A 13,236-nucleotide genomic window follows, 5' to 3' on the forward strand; every position below is an offset into this window, starting at 1 on the left:
CCTGCGATCAAAAAAGGAACCGGCAGATGATTGCCAGTTCCTTTTCCTTTTAATTCGGGTTTCAAAGGGTTTATTCGCCGTACCACTCAATATCGGTAGACCAGCGCAACGTGTTTTGGGCGATGCGGCTGTCGAGGTTAAGCTCGTCGTACATTTGCTGCCAGCCCATCGCCGGGGTATTGTCAATGCCGCTGCAGCCGCCCCGTTGCAGGCAGGCTTCGTACTGCGTCATCACGCCGGTGAAGTACATGGGCATTTGGTGCGCCAGGTAGCCGTGCACGCTCACCCAGGCCCACTGCCGGGCGTTGATACCCGTTGTGGCATAAATTTCGGGCACCGGGTATGAGGCGCCATTTCCATAGGAGATGTACCACACATCCTCCAATTGCCAGCCATTGGCGCAGTTGTAGGTTGGCGCCAGGCGGGTTGGGCAACCTTCCGCCGCGCCAAAGTTATACAGCGGGTACTGGTTTCTTGAATCATAGCCGTCCACCCAGCCGCGAGTTACCGAGGGAGAATTCCAGCTCAGCTCCATGTCGCTGGCTCCCACGAAGGAAACCTGCCCATACAATCCGGTGTTGATGAAATACTGGTTGGTGTCATTCACCAGCTGTGCCCAGGCCTGGCCGTGACCGTAGGTAACCTGGTTCTCTTCGCCGGGGTAGACGTAATTACTGGTGCCCAGGCCCACACGCAGGGTCGAGACGGTATCGCTGCCCACGCAGGCCTTGTACCCCAATCCATACGCTTTCACCCCTTCCAGAATTTGACTGTTAGTGACCGGTCCCAGCGGTCCGTAGAGGCGCGCGCCGTAGACACCAGGCGACAATTCGCGCGGCTTCCCAAAAGCCAGGATGGTCAGGCTGTCTTGTTTGCCGGGGGTGTTCAGATCGTAGGTGCCTTTTTCACAACCCAGGTCAAACATGGCATCTGGGCTGACGGTTTTAATGTAGTAGCTGGATGCCGGAGGCGGCGGAGACTGCACCAGCACAGATTCGGCAAAATGCACCCGCTCGCTGGAAAAGACCTTCACGCCGTTGGTGCTGACCACGCGCACCGGTCCTTGCACCAGCCCTGCCCCCGAGGTACCCCCATTCGCGAAAAAGCGTGGGGTTACACGCGCGCCCGGCCCAATGCTGTAGGTGCCGCGCAGCACGCCAGCAATATAAATTTCTACATTGGCTGTTTCGGTTGAGCTGGGGTTGCCCACCAGTACCCAGTTAAGCATCGAATTATTGTCGTACCACGGATACCAGAACTCGGTGCTGAGTTGGCTGGGAGACAGCCCCATGATCTCATTGAAATCGGTTTGCGGCGAGGTCTGAAAGTGAACGCGCTCGCTGGTGAAGATAGTGACGCCGTTGGTGCTGACCACGCGCACCGGGCCGTCCTGCAGGCCGGTGCCGGAAGTGCCGCCGTTCTCAAAAAAGCGCGGGGTTACCCGGCCGTTAGGCGGGACGGAATAGGTTCCGCGCAAGACATTCCCAACATAGATTTCGACCTGAGCGGTCTCGGATTGGCTGGGGTTGCCCACCAGCACCCACGAAAGCATGGTCTTGTTGTCGTACCAGGGAAACCAATACTCGGTGGTCATTTTGCCAACTGGTGTGCCTAATACTTCGCTGAAGCCGGTTTGGGGCGCGCCCTTAAAATGAACGCGCTCGCTGGCGAAGATGGTAACGCCGTTGGTGCTGACCACGCGCACCGGGCCATCTTGCAGGCCGGTGCCAGAGGTGCCGCCGTTCTCAAAAAAGCGCGGGGTTACCCGGCCATTGGGAGGGATGGAATAGGTTCCGCGCAAGACATTCCCAACATAGATTTCGACCTGGGCTGTTTGCGATTGGCTGGGGTTGCCCACCAGCACCCATGACAGCATGGTCTTGTTGTCGTACCAGGGGAACCAAAATTCAGTTCCCATGTCTTGAGCGATAAAGCCCATGATCTCGTTGTATCCGGTGGGAGATGTGTCGGGAAAATTTACCCGCTGGCTGGCGAGGATGTTGACGCCGTTGGTGCTGACCACGCGCACCGGGCCATCCTGAATCCCCACCCCGCTGCTGTAATAGCGTGCATTGGTTACATTCCCGGGCGCGATGGAATAGGTGCCGCGCAGCGTATTGCCTATATAGACCTCAACGCTGGCGGTCTGGTTGCTGCTGGGGTTGGCGATGTAAATCCATGAAGACATGGTTTTGTTGTCGTACCAGGTGAACCAAAATTCTGTGGACAGCTTCTCTTTGGCGGTGCCTGGGTTTTCGTTGAACCCCGTGTAGATTGGGGTGCTGTTTGTGTTTGCTGTTGGGGGAGCGGATTCGCTATCCGCGTGAATGGATTGCAGCGATGGGAAACCTGCCAGCAACAAAGCCGCTGTCAGCACGATACTGAAAAGGATACGTAAAGTGTTTTTCATAATATCCCTGTTCCGGTTACGTTCAATCTTACCAGTAGTTACGCGTCAACCAGCTCTGCGCGAATCATCTCATAGACCTTCATCACAGAATAGTGCTCTTCAACTGTTTTTCGTCCCTGGCGGGCAATGCGCTGGTACAGGTCGGGGTTCGAGATGAGCGCTTCCAGCTGTTGTTCCCACTCCTGCGCAGAGCTGGCCAGGAAGCCATTTTCTCCATCCCGAATGATGATCTGGTTTTCACCAACGGGGCTGCTCAGGCAAGGCTTACCGGCGGCCATGTAGATCAGCAGCTTTAACCCGCATTTGCCCTTTTCCCAAGGGCCGTCATCCAGTGGCATAACACCGATATCCATCTTATCGGCCAGAGAGGGAATTTCTGCATGGGTGTATTCTTCGATAACCTTGAGTTCCACTCCTTCCACGCGCGGGATAAGCTTCTCACTGCCCCGCGATCCCGTTATCAGAAACTGCAGGTGATATCCTTTTCGGGCCAGGTTTTCCAAAGGAGCGACCAGGTGGCGCAGGTATTTTAGGGTGGACGCGCCGCCGATCCAGCCAATGCGGATGGGGTCTGACCTTTCCGGGTTCGCAGTCAGCGGTGGATACTCCGCCAGATCGACCGCGCTGGGGATGAGAATGGAAGCCGGGTTATGGCGGCGGGCGAAATCCAGGTTATAGTGGCTGCCCGCGAATACTTTCCATGCCTTTGAAATGATGTGAATGGCGCGAGCCTGGTTGCGTAAAAAAACCGCATCGTCAAAATCATAAATGATGCGCGGGTTTTTCCGCTGGATGAAATCCACAATTGGGGCTGGCATCAGGTTCGATTGGATAAAAATGATATCGAACTTGTTTGCTTGGGCCGCCACCTTTAGCATTTGAAGATACTGGTAAGGTAAAAAGACCAGATGTATGGCCACGCGAATAACGAAATCGGTGATCTTTTGCTTTCCCCACGCGGAACGATCCAATCGTTCCAGCAACATTTGCGAGCGCGGGTGGATCATATTGAGCAATTCATAAGCGTAACCGTCCTTTTCGAGCAGGTTGAAAAACTGCTCCACCCGCACAATTCCACTGGGAAAGTACGGAGTGCAGGGAACAAAGAACAGGATCTTCTTGACCGGCGGCATATTACTTTCTGTGCAGTCCACTCAGCGTAATTCTGGATTGAATCAGGATGATGTGAACCAAACCCTTGAGGTAGTTGGAAAGCGTTTGAAAAAATGCTTTGATCTGGCCGTTTACAAAGGCCTGTCGGATTTTGTGCAAGATTTTTGCCAGCAGAGGCTTCCCGGCCTGGGTTGCGGGCATCGAACTCATGGCAGCAGATTCAGCGCCAGGTTGGGGCTGGTAAGGCTGAACAGGCAGGGAGCGCGCAAGTTGAAGATGCCCGTACAGTTCGTCAATAAACTGCTGGTTGGAATAGCGGGTAAGAACGTCGGAATAGGCGGCTTCGGCGATTTGACTGCGCTCCAGTGGGTGCGCAACCAGCCAATCGATGGCCTCAAACCAGCTTTGGGTGTCATTTTCCACCAACAAGCCATTGCGCCCATGCTGGATGTGATCAGAATAGACATCTACATTAGAGTAAATTCCCGCGATGCGGCAGGCGCTGTACTCGCGGTATTTGATATTGGTTTTGGAGCGATGGAATATATCATTGATCAGCGGGGCAAGGCCAATATCGTACCGGCCAGCAGAAAAGGCGCGCACAAACTGGTCGTAATCGCGCATGAATGGGTGGAAGAAGATGCGCTCATCTTGCCGGCCGGCAAATGGATTGCTGCCCCAGAAATGAACTTCCACTTGATCACCGTGTTTTTCCAGAATTTGATCCAGCGCCTGGAAAAAAACAGCCCCCAGGTTGTCATCAATGGAGCGGCTGGTGGCGTATACAATTTTCACAGGTCCCTGAACAGCCTCTTCGTCGCCGCGCGGCGTTACCAATGACCAGTCAAATGGGCCGTTGATCAAGCGCACGTTTGGATTATACGCTGAGCAAATCTCTACTAAAGGTTTGGAATAGACCCGCACCAGCGCGGCTTGCGTCAGCAAGCGTTCAATCATTGCTTTTCGTGCCGGGTGGTTAAGATATTGGCCAAAGCTGGACTCGAGCGGCACCGCGAAGAAATTGTCATCCAGATCATATAGAAAGGGCTTTTGCAGTTTGTTCAGCTCATCCAGCATCCAACCCAAACTCCACTCATAATTGCGAATGAAAAGAACAACATCTGCCCATTCCAGATCTTTGCGGGTGGTTAGAAACTCTAAGCGGATGCGCGCCTTCAACATTCCCCGCCGGTGCAGGTCCGTCAGGGGCTTAATGGTATAGATAATCGTGGAGGGGATCACCGAGGGAAGGATGGCTAGAACATTCATAGAAATTTGAATTGGACGTAGAAGAGTAAGGTGATAAATCTTAAAAATCATACCATATTCCATTGGCTGTATTGATGGTCTTGCTTTGATTTTTGGCATAATTCAATTAGTGGTAAAATTGAATTTTGAATAAAAATAATTCTTTTCCTCAAATGATGGACAAGCCATGAATTTTTCCGCAACCGAAATCGCTGAGGTGATCCTGGTCGAGCCAAAAGTATATAAAGACGAGAGGGGCTTCTTTATGGAAGCTTACCAGGCCAAAGAATTTCAAGCCGCGGGCATCTCCCTGGCTTTTGTTCAAGACAACCATTCGGGATCAACCCAACATATTTTGCGCGGGTTGCACTACCAGATCCAGCACCCGCAAGGTAAACTGGTGCGGGCAATTGCGGGCGAGGTCTTTGACGTCGCTGTGGATTTACGCAAGCACTCCCCCACTTTTGGTAAATGGGTGGGGCGATATTTAAGTTCGGAAAACAAACACCAGTTGTGGATTCCACCGGGATTCGCACACGGGTTTTATGTGATCAGTGAGTGGGCGGAAGTGTATTATAAAGCCACCGATTTTTACGCCCCTCAATATGACCGCTCCATGCTGTGGTCCGACCCGGAAATTGGCATTCAATGGCCAATCGCCGCTGGGGCGCAGCCCATTCTTTCTGCCAAAGACCAGGCTGGAAAACTGTTTGCGGAAGCTGAAAAATTCGACTTTTAAGCGGACGGACTGAGGGAGATTATGAAGAACATTCTTGTAACAGGTGGTGCCGGTTTCATTGGGTCTAACTTTGTGCGTTTTTTGCTCGAAAAAGAGCCAGACGTACACGTTTACAACTTTGATCTTCTCACGTACGCGGGCAGCCTGGAGAATCTGAAAAACCTCCCCTCCCCAACCCGGCACACGTTCATCCATGGGGATATTGGGGATGCCGATCTTTTGGATCGCATCTTCAGTGAGCATGCCATCGATACGGTGGTCCACTTTGCGGCTGAGTCGCATGTAGACCGCTCCATCCTGGGTCCAGAGGCGTTTATCCAAACCAATATCATCGGCACGTTTAAGCTTTTGCAAACTGCCCGCAAGCACTGGCTGACGGGTGCTTCAACCTTGGATGGTTACCGCTTCCACCACGTCTCCACCGATGAGGTGTTCGGGTCGTTGGCTCCGCAAGACCCAGCTTTTGAAGAAACCACCCCTTATTCTCCCAATTCCCCTTATTCGGCATCCAAAGCCTCCAGTGATCATCTGGTGCGGGCATACTTCCATACCTATGGTTTGCCGGTCTCGTTGACCAACTGTTCTAACAATTATGGCCCTTATCAGTTCCCAGAGAAATTTGTTCCGCTAATGATTTTCAACGCCATGATGGGCAAACCTTTGCCCGTTTATGGAGATGGCCAGCAGATCCGCGATTGGTTGTATGTAGAAGACCACTGTGAGGCCATCTGGCGGGTGCTGAAATTTGGCAAAGTCGGAGAAACCTACAATATTGGAGGCAATAACCAACCTACCAACCTGGAGGTGCTGGATTCCATTTGTGCCATATTAGATGAAAGACTGCCGCAATCTCCCTTCCGCCCGCATGCCTCACTTAAGACCTTCGTCAAGGACCGCCCCGGGCACGACCGGCGATACGCGATCAATATCACCAAGGTCAATACCGAGTTGGGCTGGGCACCCCGGCACAACTTAAAAGCTGGCCTGGAAGCCACCATTGATTGGTACCTTAATAACACCGCATGGCTGCAAGCGATCAGTAAAAACGATGAGTTTCAAAACTGGTTAGACAATAATTATGAAAAACGGGGAGGAAATCAATGAAAGGTATTATTTTGGCTGGTGGAAAAGGCACGCGCCTGTATCCGATCACACGCGCGGTGAGCAAGCAGTTACTGCCAGTGTTTAATAAACCCATGATCTATTACCCGCTGTCGATGCTGATGCTGGCTGGCATTCACGAAATTCTGGTTATCAGCACCCCCGATGATCTGCCCCAATTCAAACGTCTGCTGGGGGATGGTAAACAGTGGGGATTGTCTTTCTCCTACGCGGAACAAGCCGAACCGCGTGGTCTGGCTGAGGCGTTTATCATTGGCAAGGATTTCATTGGAGAAGATAAAGTCGCCCTGGTGTTAGGTGACAATATCTTCTTTGGTCATAGCATGCCCGAAAAACTGCGCGAAGCGGCATTATTAACAAGCGGCGCGGTGATCTTCGCCTACGCGGTCAAAGACCCTGAGCGCTATGGTGTGGTGCATTTTGATGAAAACTACAAAGCGCTGGGAATTGAGGAAAAACCCAAGAATCCCAAGTCGAATTATGCGGTGCCCGGCATTTATTTCTATGATAATCAGGTCGTGCGGATTGCTTCTGAACTTAAGCCTTCTGCTCGTGGTGAGCTGGAAATTACCGACCTGAATCGCGTCTACCTGGCCAACGAACAGCTCAACGTGAAGTTATTGGGCCGCGGCGTGGCCTGGCTGGACGCCGGCACGCATGAAGCGCTGCTGCAGGCATCCAACTTTGTCGAAACTGTTGAACAACGCCAGGGGATGCTAATTAGCTGTCCCGAAGAAATCGCCTACCGCATGGGATTCATTGACGCCTCCCAACTACGAAAATTAGCCCAAGAACTGCCGCAAAAAGACTTTGGCGAATACCTGCTGGACCTTCTCAATGATGATGGAGCGGGCAGGTTGGAATGAAAATATTACTTGTTGGGTGCAATGGCCAGTTGGGATGGGAATTGCAGCGCACATTGCCCTATTTTGGAGAACTGCTAAGCGTAGATTTCCCCGAAATCGATCTTTCCAACGCCGATAGCGTGCAGTCCGTGGTAACTTCCTTCAAGCCGCATGTGGTGATCAACGCGGCCGCGTACACCGATGTAGACCGGGCGGAATCTCAACCGGAATTATGCATGAAGGTCAATTGCGACGGCCCAAAATTCCTGGCCGAAGCCTGCGACCAAAACCAATCGGTTCTGGTGCACTATTCCACGGATTATGTGTTTTCGGGTGAGACGGACCGCCCTTATCGTGAAGATGACCAGCCCGGGCCGGTGAGCGTTTACGCCGAGAGCAAGCTGCGGGGAGAACAAGCCATTCAGGCAACCTTCGACCGATTTCTCATTCTGCGCACGGCCTGGATGTACAGCCTGCGTGCTTCCAGCTTCCTGACTAAAGTGTTATCGTGGTCCGAGAAAAGCGCGGAAATCTCCGTTGTGGATGACCAGATCAGCAACCCCACTTGGGCGCGCGCAATGGCCGAAATGACTACCCTCATGCTCGCCAGACTGGAAAGCCAGGCATGGCCGGCGTCTTTGATGGGCATCTATCATCTCGCCGGAGATGGGTATACCAGCCGCTATGAATGGGCTAAGGCAATCATTGAAATTGCGAACCAACATCAGGTGAAAGTCAACCCCGCCAAGAGCGAAGATTTTCACACACCCGCTCGCCGGCCGCGGTTTTCTGCTTTGGATTGCAGTAAATTTTACCAGGCATTTGATCTTCGCTTGCCCTCCTGGCAGGCGTGCCTGAGATTATCCATGAAAAAATAGAGTTATGAATTCAACAGAACAGCACATACGCGTTTACGAAAAACATTCCAAAATTCGTTTCGGCAGTTTTATTGCCCGTAACATCCATGAATCGATCCTCTATCGCCATGCGTTAATGAACTTCGTGCGAATTAATCTTCGGAACCGCTATAGAAGGTCAACATTAGGTTTTTTGTGGAGTCTGATAAATCCACTGTTCACCATGGTGATCCTGGCGTTCGTTTTTTCCACCATCTACAACGTGCCTTTTGCGGATTTTGGTATTTACATTTTCAGCGGGTTGCTTCCCTGGCAGCTTATGTCAAACTCCATCATCGGTGGAACCATGTCTATCATCTACGCTGAAGGGTACCTGAAGAAGGTTTACACCCCCAAAATCCTCTTCCCCCTGGTCACCGTTTCCACCGAAGCAGTCAATTTTTCGCTCAGTCTGTTCAGTTTATTCATTCTGGCATTTTTACTGGGCGCGAAAATTGGTGTTTCGCTGCTCTTTTTGCCGTTTGCCATCATCATCACATTCCTGTTTGTTCTGGGCATCGTGCTGGTGGTCAGCGTCGCCACCATCTACTTTCGTGACCTTTACAACATCGTTCAGGTCGTGTTTACGGCGCTCTTCTATCTGGTGCCAGTGGTGTATAAAATTTCCATCATTCCAGAAAATTACCAGGTCTTTTATAAACTCAATCCCTTCTTTTATTTCATCGATCTTTTCCACAAGATCATTTATGAATCCATCATTCCCTCAGCCGCGCATTGGGGCGTTTGTCTGGGGTTGAGTCTGGTGGCCTTATTGTTGGGATTGTTCATATTAAATTTGAAAGAGCAAGACTTGATTTTCCGCTTATGAACGCTTATATCAACCTTGAAGATGTTTCTCTAAAATTTCGAATCTATCGGAATCCAACTCCGTCTTTAAAAGAATCCTTCATTAATAAGGTTTTCAAAAAAGATCACCGTGTGGATGAAGTTCTGGAATTCTACGCGTTGAAGAATATTTCTCTCAACATCAAGGGCGGTGACCGCTTGGGGATTGTGGGTTTGAATGGCGCGGGTAAATCGACCATGCTGAAAACCATTGCCGGTATCTACACGCCTCATCAAGGGCGGATTTCCATGGCCGGTCAGGTAACCCCATTGATGGAGCTGGGCGCTGGCTTTCATCCGGAGCAGACCGGGCGGGACAACATTTACTTGAACGGCGCCCTGCTGGGGCACTCGGTTAAGGATATGCAGAAACGCGAAAAAGCCATCATCGAGTTTTCTGAACTGGGTGAATTTATTGACTTACCTGTCAAGTACTACTCCAGTGGTATGTATATTCGCCTGGCCTTTTCCATCGCCACCATGACCGAGCCGGATATTCTTATAATGGATGAAATCTTGTCGGCTGGCGACGCGCACTTTAAGCAGAAAGCCTCCGAAAAAATTAAGCAGTTAATCAATGTGTCTCAAATTGTGGTTTTGGTATCCCATAACCTTCAACAGATTGAAGAAATCTGCAATCACGCGATTGTTTTACATAAAGGCGAAATGGTGAACCAGGGCGACCCGAAAGAAATGGTCAGCTATTACCTGACCGAAATCGCTAAAGCCAAATGAGGTCATAAGAACGAGGAAAAATGGAACCGATCCAATTGTTTGTACCAACTTTCCGAATTGAAGAATCGCTGGAAGAAATCCGCGTCTGCCTGGAAAAAGGGTGGACTGGCCTGGGGTTTAAGACTATCGAATTTGAAAAAGCCTGGTTAGACTTCACCGGCCTCGAGAACGCGCATTTTGTCGACTCGGCCACAGCCGGTTTGCACCTGGCGGTTAAGCTGCTCAAACTGCACGGCGGCTGGGCAGACGGCGATGAAGTCATCACCACTCCGCTGACCTTTGTTTCTTCCAACCATGCCATCCTTTATGAAAACCTGAAACCGGTTTTTGCGGATGTGGACGAATACTTATGCCTGGACCCCGCCTCAGTGGAAGCGCTGATCACGCCCCACACACGCGCTGTGCTGTATGTTGGTCTTGGCGGCAATCCCGGTCAGCTGGACCGCATTGTTGAAATCTGCAAGAAACATCATCTTAAACTGATTCTGGACGCCGCCCATATGACCGGCACCCGCCTGCACGGGCGGCACGTGGGCTGGCAGGCGGATGTATCCGTATTCAGCTTTCAGGCGGTTAAGAACCTCCCTACCGCCGATTCGGGCATGATCTGCTTCTCCGACAAAGCATTGGACGCCGAAGTGCGCAAATGGACCTGGCTGGGAATTAACAAGGACACGTATTCCCGCACCGTCTCCAGCGAAGGCACCTATAAATGGTATTACGATGTTGAATTTGTGGGTCATAAATACCATGGCAACTCGATTATGGCTGCGCTGGGACTGGTGTCGATTAAATATGTGGAAAGCGATAATGAGTACCGCCGCAAAATTGCCGGCTGGTATGATGAATTGTTCGCCAAAGAACCGCGCATTGGCCTGGTCAAGATGGCCCCCGACAGCGTTCCCTCCCGGCATCTTTACCAGGTATTGGTCGATGAACGCGACCGGGCGATGTCTTATCTCAATGAGCACAAAATTTACCCCGGCGTGCATTACCGCGATAACACGGTCTATCGCATGTATGAATACGCCGACGGCACCTGCCCGAACGCGCGCAGCGCCAGCGACCGGATCATTTCTCTGCCGTTGCATCTGCGTCTGACCGAGCAAGACGTGCAGCGGGTTGCCAATACGCTGATTGAATTTGTTCAATTGTCCAAATGAGGTGTCTGTGGCCAAGAAGACCGTTGCGCCCGCAGAGAATGACCGCATCCGCCTGCGATTGTTGGCAGAAGAAGACCTGGAACAGACTTTATCCTGGCGGAATCAAGATGACATTCGCAAATGGTTCTTCTTTCAAGACCGCATAGAACCCGCTAATCACCGTGCCTGGTTTGAAAAATACCAGGCACGGGATAACGATTTTGTTTTCATCATCGAAGCTAAAGATTTGGACGGTATTCCCATTGGGCAGATTGCCTTGTACGATATTGATTGGGAACAGCGCAGAGGTGAATATGGCCGCTTGATGATTGGTGAACCAGCAGCCAAAGGCAAAGGCTATGCTCAGGATGCCACTCAACTGGTTTTAGAAGTCGCGGCGGAACAATTTGGATTGAAAGAGGTTTACCTGGAAGTTTACACCCACAATCAGGCTGCACGGAGGGTGTACGAAAAATCCGGCTTCATCGTTACCGAATCCGGCCCTGAAGTAACCAAAATGTCTTACTTTACCCACCACGATTAGGATATGCCACCAACCATTCCATACGCATCGTTAACCGCTGGCGAAGCCCTATACCCACCCATCTCAGCAGCCATTGGGAAGTCTCCAATGGTTTCTGTTCTCATGCCGGTTTCAAGAAAGAGCGTGGGCACTCTCCGTGCCATCGAGAGCGTGTTGGCGCAGAGTTGGCGGGATTTTGAGTTCATCATCGTGGACGACGGCTCGGTGGACGGGCTGTTTGAGGTGCTGCGGGAGTTCCAGCAGCGCGACGCGCGCATCACCCTGATCCGCAACCACATCAACTCCGGGCTGCCCGCGGCGAGGGTCAACCAGGGCGTGCGCGTGGCGCGCGGTGAGTACCTGGCCTACATGTTTGAGGACGACGAATGGTACCCGGACGCCCTGCAGATCATGCTCGACACGCTGCAAGCTTCGGCGGAACCGTGTGCCGTGTACGGCATCGTGGACGTGGACATACAGACGCCCAACGGTGTGGAGCGCATGCATCTGGGTGACTGGGAGTTCAACTACGCCCTGCTGAAGAACAGCAACAAGATTGCCAACTGCGCGGTGATGCACCCGCGCGCGTTCTTTGACACCTGCGGCCTGTACGATCCGCACATTCTGGTGCGCCGCCTGAGCGACTACGACCTGTGGCTGCGCATGGGGCGCTTCTTCGCCTTCAAACCCTGCCGCAAGGTGGTGGGCAAGTCCTCCGGCCGAAACGGAAGGATTGGCGATGATTTGGGAAATGGTTTTCTCGGTTTTGAACTGCGCTGGATCGAAACCAATCGTGTGGACGCGCTCAAACCGGGGACGATTGATTTGTATGGGATTAATACCACTCAAATTACCGCTGATCCGCTGGAAAAGAATAATCTCGGTGAGAAGGTCATCCTTCCGTTTCTGATTCAGCACCCGGACCTGATCCCCACCCAGGAGAAAAGACCTTATCTGGCCGCCAGCGACAGCGGGCACCGCCTGCTGGTTACCAAAAGTGATTATTCCACTTCAGTTGACCAGCATATTCGCAATTTTGAAGAAGTGCTGGATAAATCGCTGGTTTCGTCATTCTTTCTGGAAGACCGCAAGCTTCAGCACGGTTATCCTGAAAATTTTGACACTCTGGTTCTCTACCGCACCATTTCAGGCGATTCCTTATCCAAAATGGAGGTTGCCCGCCGGGACCACAAAACGGTTGTCTACCTGATGGATGATAACATGCTCCAGTTTGGCCGCGGTTACCTGGCTGAAGAGTATTCTTTTCTCAAGCCAGACACGCCCGCTTACCGCACCATGGTCAAAGAAATTGCTGGTAGCGATTATGTCATTTCATATTCCACAAAAATCAGCGAAGACTGCGCGGTCTTCAACCCGAAAGTGTTTCAATTCCGCGAAAATATTCGCGAATACCTGATTGCCCCCGCCGCCGCTTTGCAAGGCGGAAAGGCGACCGGGCGTAAGTTGAAGTTCGCAGTGATTACTGGCATGGCGCGGCGCAAAGAGCTGCAAACGCTGTGGGCGGAGCTGCAAGAGTTCAGCCGCCGCCACGCGGAAGAGGTGGAATTCTACCTGTGGGGCTTCGACCCGGCCGAGTTCGGCGAGCTGCACTGCCCC

12 protein-coding genes are annotated in these 13,236 nt (G+C 51.9%); 9 read left to right on the plus strand and 3 right to left on the minus strand.

What is annotated here, in order from left to right:
• Nucleotides 1-70 precede the first annotated feature (70 nt).
• From ADN00_RS06565 to ADN00_RS06575, 3 genes are read right to left on the minus strand one after another with little or no spacing between them, the layout of a single operon-like run.
• Nucleotides 71-2,410, minus strand: coding sequence for a hypothetical protein (locus ADN00_RS06565; RefSeq protein ID WP_075062152.1), 2,340 nt, complete (start codon nt 2,408-2,410; stop codon nt 71-73).
• A gap of 38 nt (nt 2,411-2,448) precedes the next feature.
• Nucleotides 2,449-3,543, minus strand: coding sequence for a glycosyltransferase family 4 protein (locus tag ADN00_RS06570; protein WP_075062153.1), 1,095 nt, complete (start codon nt 3,541-3,543; stop codon nt 2,449-2,451).
• 1 nt (nt 3,544) lies between these two features.
• On the minus strand, nt 3,545-4,843 hold the full coding sequence (locus ADN00_RS06575; protein WP_075062154.1) for a glycosyltransferase: 1,299 nt from the start codon (nt 4,841-4,843) through the stop codon (nt 3,545-3,547).
• Nucleotides 4,844-4,958: 115 nt separating this feature from the next.
• Here ADN00_RS06575 and rfbC point away from each other — a divergent pair, with 115 nt between their 5' ends.
• The 9 genes from rfbC to ADN00_RS06620 all read left to right on the plus strand — a co-directional run.
• Entirely contained in the window at nt 4,959-5,510 is a 552-nt protein-coding gene (gene rfbC, locus ADN00_RS06580; protein WP_075062155.1) for a dTDP-4-dehydrorhamnose 3,5-epimerase, read from the plus strand.
• Nucleotides 5,511-5,531: 21 nt separating this feature from the next.
• Nucleotides 5,532-6,614 carry a dTDP-glucose 4,6-dehydratase gene (gene rfbB, locus ADN00_RS06585; protein WP_075062156.1) on the plus strand — a complete coding sequence of 361 codons (1,083 nt, stop codon included), beginning with the start codon at nt 5,532-5,534 and terminating at the stop codon, nt 6,612-6,614.
• Nucleotides 6,611-7,498, plus strand: a complete 888-nt coding sequence (gene rfbA / locus ADN00_RS06590; protein WP_075062157.1) for a glucose-1-phosphate thymidylyltransferase RfbA — start codon at nt 6,611-6,613, stop codon at nt 7,496-7,498. Before rfbB ends, rfbA begins: the two co-directional genes overlap by 4 nt.
• Nucleotides 7,495-8,355 carry a dTDP-4-dehydrorhamnose reductase gene (gene rfbD / locus ADN00_RS06595; RefSeq protein WP_075062158.1) on the plus strand — a complete coding sequence of 287 codons (861 nt, stop codon included), beginning with the start codon at nt 7,495-7,497 and terminating at the stop codon, nt 8,353-8,355. Before rfbA ends, rfbD begins: the two co-directional genes overlap by 4 nt.
• Nucleotides 8,356-8,470: 115 nt before the next feature.
• The gene (locus ADN00_RS06600; protein ID WP_236691488.1) at nt 8,471-9,202 is read left to right on the plus strand and encodes an ABC transporter permease; all 732 of its coding nucleotides are present in this window, start codon (nt 8,471-8,473) and stop codon (nt 9,200-9,202) included.
• A gap of 110 nt (nt 9,203-9,312) precedes the next feature.
• Complete coding sequence (locus ADN00_RS06605; RefSeq protein WP_201781151.1) at nt 9,313-9,954, plus strand: ABC transporter ATP-binding protein; 642 nt, start codon at nt 9,313-9,315, stop codon at nt 9,952-9,954.
• Between the two features lie 20 nt (nt 9,955-9,974).
• Nucleotides 9,975-11,117 (plus strand): DegT/DnrJ/EryC1/StrS family aminotransferase, encoded by a 1,143-nt coding sequence (locus ADN00_RS06610; protein ID WP_075062161.1) that lies wholly within the window; start codon nt 9,975-9,977, stop codon nt 11,115-11,117.
• Nucleotides 11,118-11,124: 7 nt separating this feature from the next.
• Nucleotides 11,125-11,640, plus strand: a complete 516-nt coding sequence (locus tag ADN00_RS06615) for a GNAT family N-acetyltransferase (protein ID WP_075062162.1) — start codon at nt 11,125-11,127, stop codon at nt 11,638-11,640.
• Between the two features lie 87 nt (nt 11,641-11,727).
• Nucleotides 11,728-13,236 (plus strand): glycosyltransferase family 2 protein (locus ADN00_RS06620; RefSeq protein WP_160317478.1); only part of this gene is annotated, 1,509 nt, incomplete at its 3' end.

The sequence above is a fragment of the Ornatilinea apprima genome, from assembly GCF_001306115.1.
In the GTDB taxonomy this organism is placed as follows: domain Bacteria; phylum Chloroflexota; class Anaerolineae; order Anaerolineales; family Anaerolineaceae; genus Ornatilinea; species Ornatilinea apprima.

What these genes read in the sequence shown, in the direction of transcription:
- ADN00_RS06565 (WP_075062152.1), bottom strand. Translation starts at nt 2,410, where the DNA reads ATGAAAAACACTTTACGTATCCTTTTCAGTATCGTGCTGACAGCGGCT.
- ADN00_RS06570 (WP_075062153.1), bottom strand. Translation starts at nt 3,543, where the DNA reads ATGCCGCCGGTCAAGAAGATCCTGTTCTTTGTTCCCTGCACTCCGTAC.
- ADN00_RS06575 (WP_075062154.1), bottom strand. Translation starts at nt 4,843, where the DNA reads ATGATTTTTAAGATTTATCACCTTACTCTTCTACGTCCAATTCAAATT.
- rfbC (WP_075062155.1), top strand. Translation starts at nt 4,959, where the DNA reads ATGAATTTTTCCGCAACCGAAATCGCTGAGGTGATCCTGGTCGAGCCA.
- rfbB (WP_075062156.1), top strand. Translation starts at nt 5,532, where the DNA reads ATGAAGAACATTCTTGTAACAGGTGGTGCCGGTTTCATTGGGTCTAAC.
- rfbA (WP_075062157.1), top strand. Translation starts at nt 6,611, where the DNA reads ATGAAAGGTATTATTTTGGCTGGTGGAAAAGGCACGCGCCTGTATCCG.
- rfbD (WP_075062158.1), top strand. Translation starts at nt 7,495, where the DNA reads ATGAAAATATTACTTGTTGGGTGCAATGGCCAGTTGGGATGGGAATTG.
- ADN00_RS06600 (WP_236691488.1), top strand. Translation starts at nt 8,471, where the DNA reads ATGAACTTCGTGCGAATTAATCTTCGGAACCGCTATAGAAGGTCAACA.
- ADN00_RS06610 (WP_075062161.1), top strand. Translation starts at nt 9,975, where the DNA reads ATGGAACCGATCCAATTGTTTGTACCAACTTTCCGAATTGAAGAATCG.